Origin of the sequence: uncultured Fibrobacter sp. (genome assembly GCF_937877005.1) — a bacterium.
GTDB lineage: Bacteria > Fibrobacterota > Fibrobacteria > Fibrobacterales > Fibrobacteraceae > Fibrobacter.
The window spans coordinates 16,000-33,343 of sequence record NZ_CALEFV010000048.1 but is presented as its reverse complement, the minus strand read 5'-3'; the positions used below and the strand labels follow the sequence as shown (position 1 = coordinate 33,343).

Below are 17,344 nucleotides of genomic sequence, written 5' to 3'. Positions count from 1 at the left end.
TGCTTTATTATACTGAATGTAGCTTTTTTATGGACAAAAGGAAAAAATAAAATAATGGAAATTTGCGGTTTTCACAAAAAAACACCCAAATTGTGCAAAATGGGTGCTTGTTTAATTTATTTGTAAAATAGAACTCTTACTTCACTTGCTTCGCGAAGGAATCCTTCAGGTCCACCGTGCGGTTGAACACCAGGTGGCCCGGCTTGGAATCTTCGCTATCGAGGCAGAAATAGCCCTGACGCATAAACTGGAAGCGGTCTTCGAGCTTGGCGTTTGCAAGGCTCGGCTCCACCTTGGCCTGCTTCACGACCATGGATTCCGGGTTCAGGTAGTCGTGCCAGTCTTCGCCCTCGGGAACCTGTGCCGGGTCTTCCAGCGTGAACAGGTTATTGATGAGGCGCACTTCGGCATCCACGGCGTGTGCCGCAGAAACCCAGTGGATGGTGCCCTTGACCTTACGGCCATCGGGCGTTTCGCCACCCTTGCTCAGCGGGTCGTAAACGCAGTGAATCACGGTGACCTTGCCGTTTTCATCCTTCTCGACGCTCTTGCAAGTCACGAAGTAGGCGCCCTTCAGGCGGACTTCGCCATCCGGCTTCAGGCGGAAGTACTTCTTGGGCGGTTCTTCCATGAAGTCGTCGGCCTCGATGTAAAGTTCCTTCCCGAAGGGGACTTCGCGGGTACCGGCAGCGGGGTCGTTGGGGTTGTTTTCCACCTTGATCATTTCCACCTTACCGTCTTCCCAGTTGTCAATCACGAGCTTCACCGGGTCAATCACCGCCATCACGCGGTTCGCCGTCTTGTTCAGTTCTTCGCGGATGCAGAAGTAGAGCAGGTTCACGTCCACCATGGAATCGGCCTTCGACACGCCGATGCGGTCGCAGAACTCGCGGATGGAACTGGGCGTAAAGCCACGGCGACGGTAACCGCAGACCGTCGGCATGCGCGGGTCGTTCCAGCCCATCACGGCCTTCGTCTCCACCAGTTCCAGGAGCTTTCTCTTGCTCATCATGGTGTAGGTCAGGTTCAAGCGGGCAAATTCAATCTGCTGCGGGCGGTTGTCCAGGCCCAGTTCAATCAGGAACCAGTCGTACAGCGGGCGGTGGGCCTCGAATTCCAGCGTACAGATGGAGTGGGTAATGCCCTCGATCCAGTCACTGAGCGGGTGGGCAAAGTCGTACATCGGGTAGATGCACCACTTGTCGCCGGTGCGGTGGTGGGTGCAGTGCTTGATACGGTAGATGACCGGGTCGCGCATATTCATGTTCGGGCTAGCGAGGTCCACCTTCGCGCGGAGGCATTTTTCGCCATCGGCGTACTTGCCGTCACGCATCTCGCGGAACAGTTTCATGTTCTCTTCGACGCTGCGGTCGCGGTAGGGGCTCGGGCGGCTGGGCTTGCCGGCGTCGTTGCCGCGGTATTCCTGCATCTCGTCGCGGGTCAGATCTTCCACGTAGGCCTTGCCCATCTCGATGAGCTTTTCGGCAAAGGCGTAAATCTGGTCGTAGTAGTCGCTGGCGAAATATTCGCCGCCCTTCCATTCAAAACCGAGCCACTTCACGTCTTCGCGGATGGAGTCCACATATTCCACGTCTTCCTTGGAGGGGTTCGTGTCGTCAAAGCGGAGGTTCGTGATGCCGCCGAAATCCTTGTACTTGTTCGCGGTACCGAAGTTCAGGCAGATGGACTTGGCGTGTCCGATGTGGATGTAACCGTTCGGTTCGGGCGGGAAACGGGTATGCACGCTCTTGCGCTTGCCCGTCTTGAGGTCGTTAACGATGATGTCCTGTACAAAATTCGAGGATTCGGGGATTTCCATGTTTAAACCTTTCTGTAATTTCGCGCAGAAATGTAGAAAAATAGGTGAAAGCTAGCGTCTAATCTTGCTGAATCCGCCACGGTTTTGGCTGGAGTTGCTACGGCTCTGGGTCGAACGGTTGTGGTCGCTGCTTCGGGTCGATGTCATGTTGCCGAAATTTTGTTTTTTCTTCTGTTCGTAGTAGTCTTCATCCGCAGGATTTGTGCTACGGACCGTCGTGACCTTTTGGGTGTTGGCCGCTGCACCTTGGATATCCGAGTGTGTCCTGTACCGTGGGGCAGTGTCATGATTCATTGGCACCTTGGCTGGTCGACTTGGAGGGGGCGCTACATAGCGGTCTCTTCTGGGTTCCGGATGGTGATAGCGTGGCCGATGGTGCGGAATCGGTCGCCGGTGATGCCAGCGGTAGTCGTGCACGTATATTAAATGAGTGTCCCATTCAAACCAGGTGGATCCCCAGCCCCAGTAGGTATAATCACCCCCAATCCAGACTCCGGAGCGGTAACGGAGACCCGGATAACCGTTGGAATAAACATAATAGACTACATGAGGGTTGTATACGGGAACATAGATGTATTCCTTTTGTACGGGCTCGATGATGATAGTCTTTTCCTTGATGACCTTGACCTGTTCGTTGCTTTGCAGATGACCATGCGTATAGGCTGCATTGCGCATGCGTTGCACGGCATCCATGACTTGCTCTTTCTGGCTTGCGACTGCATCGCCTAGCTGGTCTGTCCAGACTTGGTATTTGGCCATGGTTGCAAGGACTGTCGGGAAGGGAATGAGCGCCTGAACGGTCTCGTCGTAGGGGAGATCCTCATTAGCAATGGCTTCGGCGAGAGCTTGTCCCTTGAGGTGCTTGTGTTGCGTTGCCCAATCCGACGCACCGGGTATTTCGTCTCCATGAACGGAGGCCGCCAATACCTGGGCAAGTAATGGGTCTGGGTATAGCGCTATTGTTGATACGAGAGTATCGAGTTCCTGAGGAGAATAGGCCTCGTTTGCACGGGGTGAGGCCGGAAATGCCAAGATAAGGGCGAAAAGGAGCCATAGGGCTGATTTCGCGATGGACTTTGTAAACATTTTTTACCTCCAGTATCAATAAAGTAGAATAATATTGCTTTAAAGGTACGCTTTTTAGATGTCTGACCCTATAAGAATGTTGCACATGTGTTTTTTTGCGTAATTTCGCCGTTGTTGGCATATACAACGCGTAAAGCGTTTTTAACGCAATGTTGTGTTGGCTGGGGTGTATTTTTATTGTAAGTTGAAAGGAGGTTTTTATGGGTGTGTGTATCAGGGGTGTGGCGATAGCGGCTTTCCTCGCTTCATTTACTTTTGCGCAGACTGTCGATTTGCCGATAATTTTCATTGACACGAAGGGCAAATGTCTCGATCAGAATGTTACTGAAAAAATCCCTGCGACTATGAGGATTCTTGATGCTGCCGTAAATTCCGTGGCCGACAGTGCCAAGGGAACTCCCTATGATATTGGAATCAAGGTCCGTGGGCAGTCTTCGGCCAAGTTCCCGAAGCCGGGCTACAGTATCGAAGTTCGCGACGAAAAGGGCGAAGGCATGGATGTCAGTATGCTTGGACTTCCACCTGCTGATGACTGGGTCTTGCACGGTCCGTATGTAGACAAGAGCATGATGCGCAATGCCCTGGCTCATTGGCTCTTTAGACAAGCTGGTCACTATAGTCCTCGCACAAAGCATTTTGACCTGTATATCAATGGAGTGTACCGCGGTGTCTATGTGATGATTGAAAAAATTAAACGCGGCAAGTATCGTGTGAACGTGAGCAAGCTTAAAGAAACCGACATCAGCGGCGACGACGTGACCGGTGGCTACATCTGGGCATTTGACAAGACTGGCACGAATACCGGTGGCATGGGTTTTGATGATGTCAATATAGAAGGTTTCAGCACGGCTGATGGCTTGAATGTCATTATGCATTACCCCAAGAAGGAAAACCTTCAGCAACAGCAACAGGCCTACCTGAAAAAGTACCTGGAAGATCTCGAGAACCTGTTCAAGAACGGCAGGAACGGTAGCGGCTATGAAAACTATGTCGACATGACATCTGCGCTCGACTACGTGCTGCACGAAGAAGTTGCCAATAACTCCGATGCTTACTGGTGTAGTTTCTTCTTGCACAAGCCCAAGGACAGCAAGGGTGGAAAGGTGACGCTCGGCCCGGCGTGGGACTTTAACCTTGCCATGAGTAACGGTGGCGGCATGGGCTCGACATCGACCGACGGCTGGCAAATCGAGAACCCGCAGAAACAGGGCCAGGGTGGAATGATGATGATGGGTAGTAACCTGAAAGCTCCTAACTGGCTTATCGGCATGTGGAAGGACAGCCACTACCAGAGTGAACTGAAGAAGCGCTGGGCGGAACTCCGCAGCGGCGTGTGGCACACCAAGACGATGGATGCGTATCTGGATTCCATGAAGGTTTACCTCACCAAGGCGGCTGACCGCAACTTTAAGCGTTGGCCCAACCTGGGACAGGGTAGCGGCCAGGGAGATCCCGATCCGGAACCGATGAAATTCTGCAACAATCAGAACCAGGGCGGCCAGAACCAGAACCCCTGGGGAATGTGGGGCGGCGGTGGCGGCGGCGTTGCCATGGGTGGCGACAACGCCGATACCTGGGACGGCGAATTCGAGCATCTTCGCAAGAAGATGAAAGAAAGGATGGCCTGGATGGACCAGCAGCTAGGCTTTACGGAACCGGCAAATCCCATTGTAACAGAGCCTGTGATCCATCTTCCAGATTGGCAAAAGGAAGAGGCTGAAAAGAACAATGAAAATGAAGATAAGATGAATGTCCGCTTTGAAAATTTCAGCAGGCTTTCTCCGACAAATTTCTTTGTCGTAAATGGGAACTGCCTTGAGGTACAAACGGATCTGGGTGGCGTGTTTGCCCTGGTGGATTTGAACGGAAGTGTCCTATTCAAGACGCGGATAGGAAAGGGACTCACGACACTGAAAATTCCGGCCAAGGCGCTGAACAGACATTGGATTGCTACGCTTAATGGTAAAATGCTGAGCCGTTAGTTTGTATAAAAGCCCGCATGAGGGGCTTTTTTTTGTGTAAGGGGACTCCAAATATATGTAGGGAGTCCCTTTTCTATAGGTCTTTTTGCTAAATTATGCGCCAACGTGATTTTATCTAGAACCCATAGGCTTCTTTGGGCCTTTTTGGCGTTATGGCTGGTATTCTTAGCCGCTCCTGCCGCATTCGGTCAGGAGATGACTCGCTTTGAACTCGAAGAAAGGGTTCAAGAAGAGGAGGATACGACCGAAGTTGACTGGATGAATGATACGACCGGGGTGGATACGATTGAATATCATGCCGTTGACTTGGTGTACGATGTTGATAAGTCAACCTTCAACCTAAATAATGGCGCTCAGCTGAAGTATCGCACGGCGACACTGGATGCAGATACGATCTGGTTCGATCAGGAAAACAGTGTCTTGGCGGCGAGTGGTGACCCGGTGCTTCGAGAATCCAAGAATCCCTCCCTTTCGGGAATGCGGCTCAAGTATAACATGAAAAGCCGAATAGGCGAAATCTACTATGCGACCACTTATCAGGACAACCAGCAACTGAACGGTATGGAGGTACGTAGGTTGCCTGACCAACGAATCCAGATTGCCCGCGGCGACTTCAGCACCTGTAATGATTCTACCCATCAGCACTTCTATTTTTATGGTCGACGCATGGTTGTCAAGCCGAAGGAGACGATTACTGCACGCCCGGTGGTTCTAAACATTGCCGATGTGCCTGTGGCGGTTCTACCGATGATTGTCGCTCCACTCAAAAGTGGCCGCAAGTCGGGCCTCTTGACCCCTAAGTTCGGTGGCGACCAGAAGCAGGGCTACTACATGAGCAATATCGGGTTCTATTATGCACCGAATGACTATTGGGATGCGACATTGAAGGGCGACATTATCGAAGGCGAAGAAGCTCGTTTTGAAAGGTCTACGGTGACGGGTGAAGTGCGATACAAGAAACGCTATGTGCTTGACGGAAATGTTTCTTATAAGGCCTATCTCGAGGAGTTCGACATGGCGAATAGTGGCTATGACATCAATTTTAGCCACAACCAGAATCTAACCCCCGATGCAAAGCATACTTTGAGCGGCTCAGGTTCTTTCGTGAGTAGCCAGAGTATCCGCAAAGATAAGGCCTTGGATGCGGAAACGATCTTAAACCAGCAGGCCAATGCTCAATTAACCTATTCTGGCAAGATCGGGACTAACAAAAGTCTGACCGTGAAGGCGAGTCAGTCGCATAACCTGGTGACGGATATGCTGGAACGTCAACTGCCCGATATTCAGTATCGAATGAGCGGCCAGCTTTTTACCTTCGAAATAGACGAAGATGATGAGGCATATGATGACGGCTCTTTTGAGTCGTACATGGAAAAGTTCAACTACAACTTTAATAACCATTTTAACTACTATACCCGTCGGGCACGCGATACGGTCAATGCTGTCGATACAACGGCTGAATATGTTGGTTATACGGGAACTTATTCTCTGGATTATTCCGGGTCGCTGTTCGATGTCATTAATGTTACGCCTAAAGCAACGTTTACTGGGTACTGGACAGGAACAGGTTGGATAAATCCTGAGGATTCTCTCAAGTACCGTAAACGGTTCATGAGCCTTGATCCGGAACACGACAGTTACGGTGAAGTGGCTTACAACCATAATTACAGTATTACGGCGGATACCAAGCTTTATGGAATCTGGGTCCCAGAAATAGGACGATTTACGGGTGCCCGTCATGTACTTTCTCCGAGTATTTCTTATACCTATGCACCTGAAATTGATACCGTGAAGAAGTTTGCTCCGCATCCTCTCTTGAGTCAGACCCCTTATCAGGTTGAACAGAAAACGGTCGGTTTTGGCTTGAATAATGATTTTGATATCAAGTACCTTAAGGTCGTGGGACATGCGGCCGATACGACTAAGGGTGATTCGGCGACAGCGGTCGAAGATCAGTATGGTACAAGGCGTCTCCTGACCACGCGTCATAGTGTTTCCTATAACTTTGCCGCAGATTCACTTCAGTTCTCGGATATTACGTCTTCATTTGGTTTTCAGATTTTGCCTGATTATCTTTTTACGATCAATACGCGCCACAGCGTCTATCACAAGTTTAGCGATGATCCGCACAAGGTTCAGGTACCGGAACTGATCTATTGGGGCTACGATTTTTCGAAACGCTTTAACTGGAGCGGAGAATTCAATGGCGGTCTTCCGTCGCAAATGGAAAAGTACGAGATGCTCAAGTGGACGTTTGGTCTGGATTATAGTTACAGTTTTAGCAGCAACCGTGTAGCGAAGGATTTGTTCCAAGATAAAATAACGCATTCTACCGGCATCAGTGCGTCTTTGATGCCGACGCGGAATTGGGAAATGACTTACAGTACTCGATATAACTATAACGAGGGCCGTTTTGTGACGCATAGTTTTACCTTTAATCGAGTGTTGCATTGCTGGCAACTTGACTTTAGCTGGACTCCGACGGGGCCTGCTGCTGGATGGAGCTTCTCCATCTACGTAAGAGATTTGCCGGATATCAAACTGAATGCGGGTAGTACGGATACGGATCAGTAGAATAAGGGAGATCTTGTAATGGGAAAGACTAAAGTGATTTTGGCTAGTGGTTCGCCTAGGCGTAGGGAAGTCTTGCAGCTGATAGGCGTGAATTTCGAAGTGGTTGTTTCGAATGAAGACGAAAAGCCGACTTCGAACAATCCGCTTGATTTTCCGAAGGAAAATGCTTCGATCAAGGCCCTTTCTGTTTCTCGCCAAATGCCTGGTGAAATTGTACTTGGTTTTGATACGCTCGTATTCTTGGATGGAACCCCGTTGGGCAAACCGCACGACGAAGCGGAAGCTCTTTCCATGCTTAAGGCTCTAAACGGAAGGGGGCATAAGGTGATTACCGGGGTCGCTATTGCCCACGGAGGAAAGCTTCTTTCGGTGGAATGCGAAGAAACGGATGTGTTTTTTAGGGATAATTCCTGCCAAGAACTCGAAGATTATGTAAATTCTAAGGACCCGATGGATAAGGCGGGGGCTTACGGTATCCAAACTGCAGGTGCTCGGCTTATCAAGATGATTCGGGGTTGCTATTACAATGTAGTGGGACTGCCTGTGGCACGAACGCTGCAGATGTTGCGCAATTTGAACGTTGAGGTCTAAATTTTGAATTCGGTTGAACAGAAACGCCCTGATGAAAAACTGGGCGAATTTATTGCGAGAGTCCGCGTCGAACGTGGAATGTCTGTTGAACAGCTGTCGGTCGCAACCAAGGTAGCTGTTTCCTATATAAAGTCCATTGAGGCGGGTGAATGGAAGTCTTTTCCTGTGGCAGCGTATGTTCGCGGCTATTTGAATTCAATTGCATCCAAGCTGAATCTTGATGCTCATGCCGTGCTGAGCGCGTTTGCCGCTGAAAGTGGAAACCGTCTTGATCATGAATTTGAGGATGTCTCTGGCGGCAAGAAGATTAAGCCGCTTGCCGAAGGTGAAAATAAGAAAAAGAGCCTTGCTGTTCCGCTTGTCATCATCTTGTTGATCATGGCGTTTTTGGCTGCATCGCATTTTCTGAACTTGATTTCGCCTACTGAAAAACAGGCTGGGGAACCGGCTGTCGAAAAGCCTGCTGTGGTTGTAGATTCTGCAGATGCCCAGGAAATTCCGGATGGGGCCGAAGCGATTCCTGCTGATTCCATAGCTGCGGACTCCGTAGTTTCCGATACCGCGCTGAAATCTTTCTCTCTTGGCGTTACTGTAAGCCAGGCTGTGGTCGATGAAGCCGTGAAAAAATCCGATTTACCAGCCTCTGCGACGATTTTCATATCTTCTGATTCCAAGAAGAAGGACGCAACTGCGGAAGTGACGAACGCACCGAAAACGAACAAGACCAATTTCATGTTGATCGGTTCGGGCGAAGCACTTTCCTGGGTGGGACTGAAACGTCGTGAAGATGCCAACACCTTCCTTAAGGAAGCAAATATTTCCAGGGCGGGAGTCAAGATGGTTTACAATACGAACGACACTTTGTGCGTGACGATTGGTGAGCCGAAGGCTATTTCCAAGATGCTCTTGAATGGCGTCGAGACTCCGCTCCCCGAAATGAAGTTTGGTCGTGTCACCCGTTTCCGTGTCTACGGCGGTCTCATTGTAAAATAAAGGTCTTTTATGCGCAGTACGACAATTACAAGAAAGACGAACGAAACCGATATTACCTTGTCCTTGAATCTTGACGATTCTACTCTGGGTAAAATAGAGACGGGATCTGGATTCCTCGACCACATGCTCAACCTGTTTCAGGTGCATGGAGGCATTCATCTCGACCTCGCCTGCAAGGGCGATGTCGAGGTCGACATGCATCATAGCATGGAAGACATTGCGATTGTCCTTGGACAGGCACTGGTGGAATGCCTTGGCGACAAGAAGGGGATCGAACGTTATGGCTTTTACTTCGTTCCGATGGATGAAGCGTTAAGCCGCGTGTGTCTGGACTTTAGTAACCGCATTGGCTTTGTCTGGAACGTGAATTTGCCTGCCGCGACTGCTGGCGGAATTGAGGCAAGCATGTTTGAGCATTTCTTTAAGAGCGTTTGCGAAAATGCTCGCATGAACTTGCATGTGGAACTGTTCTACGGCCACGATAATCATCATTGTCTGGAATCAATCTTCAAGGCGTTTGCCCGTGCTGTCGCCATGGCGATTGCTCCGAGCCGCAATGTGAAGGGAATTCCTAGCAGCAAGGGTGTTCTTTAACCTGAGGATGTCTTTCTCCCATGAAAAAAAGAATTCTCTTGTTGATGACTTTGTGCATAGTTTTTTTTGTTGCGTGTGGCGGTGATACGGAAAAGCCTCAAAAAAGCTCTGCTCCAGAACCGCTTAAACATTCAAAAGGGTCTTTTACGGATTCTAGGGATGGGCAGGTTTACAGGACTGCTACAATTGGTTCGCAGACTTGGTTTGCGCAAAATTTGAACTTTAAAAATTCGAATAGTTTCTGCTATCTTAAGAAAAAAGAAAATTGTGAAGTATTTGGTAGGCTTTACGTATGGTCTGCCGCAATGGATTCCGCTTGTCCGCCTGGTTGGCATTTGCCGAGTAAAAACGATTTTGAAACATTGTTCAATGCGATTGATCGTTTTATCAATGCAGGAAAGAAACCGCTTGAACCACGTATAGGCTTGGGAAAAGTCTTGAAATCCCAAGAATACTGGCTTGATCGCATTGTAGCCGAAAGTACCACGGATGATTACGGATTTTCTGTTATCCCTGCGGGAGATAGACATTATGATGGTAATTTTTTTAAAATAAAAGAACGGGCATATTTTTGGACATCTACAGAAGAAGATGAAAATAGGGCCTATGCGACCGTGTTTTCTTTCAGCAATAGCGGTGTTGAAACTCGATATTATTATCAAAAATCTTCGGGATTTTCCATACGTTGTATAAAAGACTGAGCCCTGGCTACATTCTCGGTACCCGTACCTTATCTCCGGCGTTCAAATGTTCTAGCACCACGCCTGCATTTACGGACTGCAGCGTCGAAATAACGTAGAATCGGGGGAGACTTTGGGCGCCCGCCCCATAGGTCCGCTTCAGCAATTTGAACAGGTCTTCGCCTTCCTTGGCCTCTACCACTTTGTAGAGATTTGCATTTGATGGGTCGGACTGCAACTTGGATAAGGCTGTAGCGAATCTATCGGCGAACTGCTCTGCGCTGTTGTCGAACTGATTCGAGGGGGCACTTACGTGTTTTGCGGTCGCGGACTTGGGTGCGTGGTTCGGCTTCGTATCTTTCTTTCCTGTGACAGATCCCGGTAGCTTGAAGATGGGGGCTTCGAAGGTGTTTACGCTGATGTTTGCTTCAGTTTCGGTATTTTTCTTGATGGGCTCTAGCGCCAAGATCGAGTCGAGGGAGGCGATGTAAATGCTGTCGGGCCACTCGGTCAGGGGCATTTTCTGGTCGGTGACGATGACTTTTGCCACGGGGGTCTCGTTCCCGCAGGCCGTCAAAAAGGCCGAAATGGCCGTTAAAAACGCCATAAAGATTCTATTCATGCTCCTAAAAATACCTAATTCCCTTGCCAAAATGGCGTTTTTTTCTAAATTTTGGCTCTCAAAATCAACTACTTCACAGGAAGTTTAAAAATGAAAGAAGGTATCCACCCTAACTATCAACCGGTCGTGTTCGTCGATGCGAATACGGGTAAAGAATACATCACCCGCTCCACGAAGTCTTCCGCCGAAAAGAAGACTATCGATGGTGTTGAATATAGCGTGATTTCCTTGGAAATCACGGCTGATACCCATCCGTTCTGGACGGGCAAGCAGCATCGCGTGGATACGGCTGGCCGTATCGACCGCTTCAACAAGCGTTTCGCTGGCAACATCACGGGCGCAAAGCGCAAGACCCGCAAGGCTGCTCCTGCCAAGGCCGAAGACGCCGAATAATTTCATTCACAAAAGGCTCCCGCTGTCCTAGAGGGGGCCTTTTATCATAATAAAAGGATTCGTATGAAAAAGCATCTCTTTATTGGCGCAGCCGCCCTCGTCGCCATGGCTATGACCGGTTGCGAAAAGACTGGCACGATCGACGGTGTAGTCCTTGATCCGTTTACCGGCAAGGCAATCGAAATGCCCACTGTCTGGATGGACTCTACCATTTTCGGTACCCAGAACCCGAAGTACCCCTACAAGGCCGACCTCCAGCAGGGTAAGTTCAAGTTTGAAAAGGTTCCTGTCGGCAACTACCTGATCAAGGCACGTCGCTCCAAGTACATCCTTGGCCAGCAGAAGATTACGACCGACGAAAAGAACCCGAACCTGACCGTTACCTTGTACGAATACAGCGACCAGATCAAGCCGGGTCTTTACAAGAGCGGTACGACTGAAGGTCCCGAAAAGATTGATAACCAGTGGGTTGTCTATTCTACGAGCTGCAGCGAATCCGTTGCCGGTTACCGTTTGACCATGCCGATTGCTACCGATGCCGCCAAGGTTCCGGGCAAGAAGGCTGACAAAAAGAAGAAGAAAAAGGCTGACAAGGGCGCTGCCAAGGTTTCTAGCCTCCCGGCTCCGTTGGCCGTGGACGCAGCCCTCAATGTGTTCTACGTGAACGCAAGCTCCGTGACTTCTCCGCTGGTTGCGACCTCCTATCCGGCTGTGGAAGGCAAGGTGGCAGACCATTCCGACTGCCAGGGCTTCGGCGCCGACGAAAAGACCGGTCTCTTTGTAGATAAGTCCAAGGGCACGACTCTGAACGTGGAATACAAGGCCGAAAACCTGTTCCAGGTTACGGGAACTCTTCCGTCTGGCAAGCAGATTCTTCAGCTCGCCCAGGATGGCAAGACTCTGCAGACCTACTACTTCCAGGTCAAGTAATCCCGTAAAGGTTTAGTTTACTCCCCCGGTGCATGCACCGGGGGACTTTTTTGTGTGCAAAAAATCATATTTATGTAGTATTGTTTGCGCTTTGTGGTATTTTGATATATATTTGTTATTAAAACATATAAATCAAGGAGTAAAACATGAAAATTTGGAAGTTGGGAACACTTCTTTCCCTCACAGCCTCTTTTGGACTGATCGCTTGTGGTGATGACAGCGGTAGCGGAGCCGGTGATGTGAGCGACGAACCCTATACCTGTGAAGTTTCGGACACGAAGGTCGTTGTCAAGCAGAACGCTGGACAATATTCGATTACGACGACTTATATTCATAACGAAGATGGAACCATGACTACCCGTAGCGAGTATGGTTCTGGCATTCCGGATGTTTGCTCTGGCGAAGTCGCCGAGGCTGCCAAAAAAGCGGGCGATAAGGCTGAAATGACCTGCGAAGACAATGTTCTTACTGTTGTTACTTCGGACAAGGTGAGCTCTGAGCAATTCAAGGCGTATGCAGGTACTGCGGCTAAGGTTTGTGAAGACCCTGCTGCCATGGGTGATCCGACGAAATTATCTCCTGATGAAGAAGATGAGGACGACGAAGACGGTGATAACTCGGGATCGTCGAATCCTGGCCAGACCGATTCTGATGGTGATGATGAAGGCAGCTCGCCTTCCGAGAATCCGGGAAATCTAGATCAGGAAACTTGCACTGATGGTCAGACGATTGATATGGGTGGTTTGACCATGACCTGCGAAGGTGGCGAATGGGTTGAAGACATGGAAGAGTGCACTGCTGCTAACGAAGGTGCAAAGACCACCGTCCTTGGAATTCCCGCGGTTTGCAAGGATGGTGAATGGGAACCGGATATGGAAGAGTGCACCGCTGCAAACGAAGGCGCGAAGACAAACCTTATGGGCGTCGATGTTGTCTGTAGGAATGGTGAATGGGAACCGGATATGGAAGAGTGCACCGCTGCAAACGAAGGCAGCACCACGACTCAAAATGTCATGGGCCTTGAAGTGGAACTAGTGTGCCTTGATGGTGAATGGCAGGAAGCTCCCTGCACCGAAGGCGCTACCAAACAGGAAAATTTCCTTGGCATGGACGTGACGATGGTGTGCGAAGATGGCAGCTGGGAAATAGATGAGAATTCGATAATGACGCCTCCTGGAGAATAAGCCAAGAAGGTTAAATGATTAAAGTGAAGTTCTCGGTTGATTCCGGGAACTTTTTTTATGCTAGCAGAAAGGTGCGTTTGACTACAGGTCTCGGTATAGAGTGATTTTGCGTCCGCAGCCGAGAGCCGTACGAATCAAGTTCTTGATGGAGTCGGAATGTCTTGGGAAATCGGTAGGGTGTAATGCGATACGAGGTAGTCCGAACGGGATCTTTAGGATAAGAACTCCGAATTTGAAGGCAAGCTTGACTAGACTATTGGGGATGCCCGCGAAACTTGCGACGGGGGAGGGATAACGCTTGCCACGGATTGTCTTAAGCGAGAAGCGGTTTTCGTACAGCATCTTTTCGGCGCGGATTTGGCTTGGCAAGAACTTGTTGCTATACCAGGTCGGCGGAATAAATGCCGATGGCCTTGTCTGGGCGTCTTTACCTTCCTTGCCGAAGAGTCTGTTCCATGCGTCCAGTCCTAGATGCAGAATGCGGCTGGATTCGAATTCGCTAAGGCCCGCAAATTCAGCCTCGCCGTTTGTCAGGTTCATGGCGATAAGCCCGGCGTAGCTGCGGCCCTGGCTGAATTCCGCCTTGTGCTTGAAGCCGTGGAGTGCAAGTTCGAAACCGTCTGCTTTAAGCTTCTGGAGTGTTTCGCGAAAGCCCTTGACCATGTCGGAGGGGGCCTTTTCGGTATCCGGAATAACGAGCACGCTGAAAGGTCTACCTGCCAGGTCCTTGAGTTCTTCAAGAATCGGGGTGACTTTCTGGTAGTTCCAGACGCTGAAATCGTGAAAGCAGAGGAGGAATTTGCGAGCCATGCTGTGAATATAGTTAATAGTGGTTAGTGATTAGTGGTTAGGATATGCAAAAAAGACATCTTGGTGTTAGTTTTCCTGTTTACTAACCACTGTTTACCAACCACTCTTTTGCTACATTTACCCTACTATGTTCGAATCTATCATCCTCGGCCTTTTGCAGGGCCTCGCCGAATTCCTTCCCATCTCCAGCTCCGGCCACCTTGTGCTTGGGCACGAACTTTTAGGCATGAACGAAGCGGGCATGTTCTTCGATATCATGCTCCACGCCGGAACGCTGCTTTCCATTTTCGTGGTGTTCCACAAGAAGATTACCGACATCATCGTAGGCTGCATCCGCCGTAATCCGGACCAGTTGCGCGAAGCAGGCTACATCATTCTAGCAAGCATCCCGACAGCGATGATCGGCCTCGGCTTCAAGGACCTGCTGGAAGGCCTTTTCGAGAACCCGCGGGCCGTGTGCGTGGCCGAACTCTTTACGGGCTTGCTCCTGTTTACCTCGCAGTGGGGCCCGACCGGCGCCAAGCATCCGGATAACGTTGGCGTCAAGATGAACTGGTGGCGCGCTCTCGTGACTGGCGTGGTACAGGGTATCGCCTGCATCCCGGGCATCAGCCGCAGCGGTTCTACCATCAGCGCCATGATGTTCATGGGCGTGAACCGCAAGTACGCGGGCGAATTCAGCTTCCTCATGAGCATCCCTGCCGTGGGCGGTGCCGCTCTCCTCGACTGCATCAAGTGGATCAAGTGCCAAACCATGACTCCGGAAAAGGCTCTCCTCGACCCGGAAAAGGCAATGAAGTGTGCCGATGCCGGAGGCTTTACCCCGGAACTTTTGGTGGGCATGGTCGTGTCGTTCATTTTCGGCATCATCGCCCTCAAGTGGCTCATGACCTTCTTGCAGAAGGGCAAGTTCCAGCACTTCGCCTGGTACGTATGGGCCGTGGGTATCCTTGGGCTGATCTTCATCAAGTAAGATTACGAAAGAGGTTTGAATGTCGGGGCTCAATCGAGCCCCTTTTTCTTTTATGCCGAACGGTCTTTTTTTGGCACGGTTCTTGCAATTACTATAGCGAAAACAAGGCGGAAACTGTCAAATTGTTTCATTTTGAAACATTTTGGCAGCCCGGACCGCTTGAAAATTAAACATCAAGGAGATCCCCGCCTTCGCGGGGATGACAAAGGACAGAAAAATGGCAACAGAGAAGATGGAATTCCAGACCGAAGTTCGCGACATGCTGAACTTGATGATCAACTCTCTTTACAGCAACAAGGAAATCTTCCTCCGCGAACTTGTTTCTAACGCGGCGGACGCACTTGACAAGCGCCGTTTCCTCTCGCTTTCAAACGCAGAACTCTTGCCGCAGGGCACGCAGCTCCGCATCGACATCTCGGTGAACAAGGAAGGCAAGAGAATCGTTGTGGAAGACAACGGTATCGGCATGAACAAGGAAGACTTGATCAACTGCCTGGGCACCATCGCCCGTAGCGGCACCAAGAACTTCATCAAGAATTTGAAGGAAGGCGACAAGGGCAGCGTCGATCTCATCGGTCAGTTCGGTGTAGGTTTCTACTCCGTGTTCATGGTCGCGAAGAAGGTCGAAGTATTGCCCTTGAAGGCCGGCGAAACTCAGGGTTACCTGTGGTCTTCCGAAGGCACGGGCGAATTCGAGATTTCTGAAGCCCCGCGCGACAAGGTCGGTACCAAGATTACTTTGTACCTGAAGGACGACGAAGACGCGGGCGACTTCGCCAGCGAATGGAAAATCAAGGACATTGTCCAGAAGTACAGCGGCTTCGTGAGCTACGGCATCTACTTCCACCCCGAAGCAACGAAGAACGACAAGGGCGAACTCGAAGAAAAGCCGGAAGAACGCTTGAACGAAAAGCAGGCATTGTGGCGCCAGAGCGAAAAGGAAGTCACCGAAGAACAGTACAAGGATTTCTACAACGTCATCAGCCACGAAGCCGACGAACCGGCCGCTTGGAGCCACAGCCACGCCGAAGGTTCCCAGGAATTCTGGAGCCTCGTGTACATCCCGAGCAAGGCTCCGTTCAACATCTGGCATAACGACGCATTGCACGGCCTCAAGCTGTACGTGAAGAAAGTCTTTATCATGGACGACTGCAAGGACTTGCTGCCGCCTTGGCTCCGCTTTGTGCGCGGCGTGGTCGATAGCGAAGACTTGCCGCTGAACGTGTCCCGTGAAATCTTGCAGAACAACAAGATAATCACCAACATTCGTAAGCACGTCATCAAGAAGGTGCTCGACACCCTGCAGAACATGGCCGACAAGGATGCCGCGAAGTACAACGCCTGGTGGCGCGAACTCGGCATGGTGCTGAAGGAAGGCTTCTACATGAACTGGGAACATCTTGACGAGCTCAAGAAGCTGCTCCGTTTCGAAAGCACCAAGACGGAAGGCGACGCCCTCGTGGGTCTCGACGAATACGTGAAGCGCATGCCGGAGGGCCAGAAGGAAATCTACTACCTCATCGGCGACAAGAACGCCGTGAAATCGAACCCGATGCTCGAAGCCTTCAAGGCGAAGGGCTACGAAGTGCTGCTCATGAGCGACGGCATCGATGAATTCATGATGTCTAGCCTCACCGAATTCGGCGACAAGAAGTTCCACGACATCGCCCGCGGCGACGTGGATTTCGAAAAGACCGAAGACGAAAAGAAGGCCGAAGAAGCCAACAAGGGCATTTTCAAGGGCCTCTGCGAAAACCTGCAGAAGGTCTTGGACGAAGACATCAAGGAAGTCCGCGTGTCAAGCCGCCTGAAGGATAGCCCCTGCTGCCTGGTGACCAGCGAAGACGCCATGAGCGCCCAGATGGAACGCATGATGAAGGCCATGGGCCAGAAGAACTTGCCGAAGAGCAAGCGCATCCTGGAAATCAACCCGACGCACCCGATTTGCGAAATGCTCAAGAAGAAGGCTGAAGCCAAGGAAGACCTGGGCGATTGGCCGAAGGCCCTCTACGGTCAGGCATTACTCGCCGAAGGTTCTCCGCTCCCGAACCCGGCGGAATATGTTGCAGCGATTACAAAGCTTCTGACCGCCAGCGTGAAGTAGTGAACGTCA

Annotated in this window: 15 protein-coding genes; 11 read left to right on the top strand and 4 right to left on the bottom strand. The window is 50.5% G+C overall.

All coding sequences use genetic code 11. The features are described 5' to 3' along the window. Nucleotides 1-136: 136 nt before the first annotated feature. Together Q0628_RS02765 and Q0628_RS02760 are read right to left on the bottom strand one after the other, a co-directional pair. Nucleotides 137-1,819: a glutamine--tRNA ligase/YqeY domain fusion protein gene (locus tag Q0628_RS02765; RefSeq protein ID WP_298768047.1), complete on the bottom strand. Its 1,683-nt coding sequence runs from the start codon at nucleotides 1,817-1,819 to the stop codon at nucleotides 137-139. Nucleotides 1,820-1,870: 51 nt separating this feature from the next. Then, nucleotides 1,871-2,905 carry a DUF3300 domain-containing protein gene (locus Q0628_RS02760; RefSeq protein ID WP_298768046.1) on the bottom strand — a complete coding sequence of 345 codons (1,035 nt, stop codon included), beginning with the start codon at nucleotides 2,903-2,905 and terminating at the stop codon, nucleotides 1,871-1,873. A 200-nt stretch (nucleotides 2,906-3,105) separates the two neighbouring features. Here Q0628_RS02760 and Q0628_RS02755 point away from each other — a divergent pair, with 200 nt between their 5' ends. The 6 genes from Q0628_RS02755 (at nucleotide 3,106) to Q0628_RS02730 (ending at nucleotide 10,340) form a co-directional block, all read left to right on the top strand. Further along, nucleotides 3,106-4,887, top strand: a complete 1,782-nt coding sequence (locus tag Q0628_RS02755) for a CotH kinase family protein (RefSeq protein WP_298768045.1) — start codon at nucleotides 3,106-3,108, stop codon at nucleotides 4,885-4,887. A gap of 144 nt (nucleotides 4,888-5,031) precedes the next feature. Next, the gene (locus tag Q0628_RS02750) at nucleotides 5,032-7,461 is read left to right on the top strand and encodes a putative LPS assembly protein LptD (protein WP_298768044.1); all 2,430 of its coding nucleotides are present in this window, start codon (nucleotides 5,032-5,034) and stop codon (nucleotides 7,459-7,461) included. An 18-nt stretch (nucleotides 7,462-7,479) separates the two neighbouring features. Further along, nucleotides 7,480-8,052 (top strand): nucleoside triphosphate pyrophosphatase, encoded by a 573-nt coding sequence (locus Q0628_RS02745; protein ID WP_298768043.1) that lies wholly within the window; start codon nucleotides 7,480-7,482, stop codon nucleotides 8,050-8,052. Between the two features lie 3 nt (nucleotides 8,053-8,055). Continuing rightward, the gene (locus Q0628_RS02740; RefSeq protein WP_298768042.1) at nucleotides 8,056-9,045 is read left to right on the top strand and encodes a helix-turn-helix domain-containing protein; all 990 of its coding nucleotides are present in this window, start codon (nucleotides 8,056-8,058) and stop codon (nucleotides 9,043-9,045) included. Between the two features lie 9 nt (nucleotides 9,046-9,054). Continuing rightward, nucleotides 9,055-9,639 carry an imidazoleglycerol-phosphate dehydratase HisB gene (gene hisB / locus Q0628_RS02735; protein WP_298768041.1) on the top strand — a complete coding sequence of 195 codons (585 nt, stop codon included), beginning with the start codon at nucleotides 9,055-9,057 and terminating at the stop codon, nucleotides 9,637-9,639. A 20-nt stretch (nucleotides 9,640-9,659) separates the two neighbouring features. Beyond that, nucleotides 9,660-10,340, top strand: a complete 681-nt coding sequence (locus tag Q0628_RS02730) for a fibrobacter succinogenes major paralogous domain-containing protein (RefSeq protein WP_298768040.1) — start codon at nucleotides 9,660-9,662, stop codon at nucleotides 10,338-10,340. Nucleotides 10,341-10,347: 7 nt separating this feature from the next. Here Q0628_RS02730 and Q0628_RS02725 read toward each other — a convergent pair whose 3' ends face one another. Beyond that, nucleotides 10,348-10,941: a hypothetical protein gene (locus tag Q0628_RS02725; RefSeq protein WP_298768039.1), complete on the bottom strand. Its 594-nt coding sequence runs from the start codon at nucleotides 10,939-10,941 to the stop codon at nucleotides 10,348-10,350. A 90-nt stretch (nucleotides 10,942-11,031) separates the two neighbouring features. Here Q0628_RS02725 and Q0628_RS02720 point away from each other — a divergent pair, with 90 nt between their 5' ends. The 3 genes from Q0628_RS02720 (at nucleotide 11,032) to Q0628_RS02710 (ending at nucleotide 13,448) form a co-directional block, all read left to right on the top strand. After that, nucleotides 11,032-11,334 carry a type B 50S ribosomal protein L31 gene (locus tag Q0628_RS02720; RefSeq protein WP_072977299.1) on the top strand — a complete coding sequence of 101 codons (303 nt, stop codon included), beginning with the start codon at nucleotides 11,032-11,034 and terminating at the stop codon, nucleotides 11,332-11,334. 63 nt (nucleotides 11,335-11,397) lie between these two features. Next, nucleotides 11,398-12,264 (top strand): hypothetical protein, encoded by an 867-nt coding sequence (locus Q0628_RS02715; protein ID WP_298768038.1) that lies wholly within the window; start codon nucleotides 11,398-11,400, stop codon nucleotides 12,262-12,264. 146 nt (nucleotides 12,265-12,410) lie between these two features. Next, nucleotides 12,411-13,448: a hypothetical protein gene (locus Q0628_RS02710; protein WP_298768037.1), complete on the top strand. Its 1,038-nt coding sequence runs from the start codon at nucleotides 12,411-12,413 to the stop codon at nucleotides 13,446-13,448. Between the two features lie 81 nt (nucleotides 13,449-13,529). Here the strand turns inward: Q0628_RS02710 and Q0628_RS02705 are convergent, their stop codons facing one another. Continuing rightward, on the bottom strand, nucleotides 13,530-14,258 hold the full coding sequence (locus tag Q0628_RS02705; protein WP_298768036.1) for a polysaccharide deacetylase family protein: 729 nt from the start codon (nucleotides 14,256-14,258) through the stop codon (nucleotides 13,530-13,532). 127 nt (nucleotides 14,259-14,385) lie between these two features. Between Q0628_RS02705 and Q0628_RS02700 the strand changes: the two genes are divergently transcribed. Next, on the top strand, nucleotides 14,386-15,231 hold the full coding sequence (locus Q0628_RS02700; RefSeq protein ID WP_298768035.1) for an undecaprenyl-diphosphate phosphatase: 846 nt from the start codon (nucleotides 14,386-14,388) through the stop codon (nucleotides 15,229-15,231). A 217-nt stretch (nucleotides 15,232-15,448) separates the two neighbouring features. Further along, nucleotides 15,449-17,335: a molecular chaperone HtpG gene (htpG, locus tag Q0628_RS02695; protein WP_298768034.1), complete on the top strand. Its 1,887-nt coding sequence runs from the start codon at nucleotides 15,449-15,451 to the stop codon at nucleotides 17,333-17,335. Nucleotides 17,336-17,344: the final 9 nt, after the last annotated feature.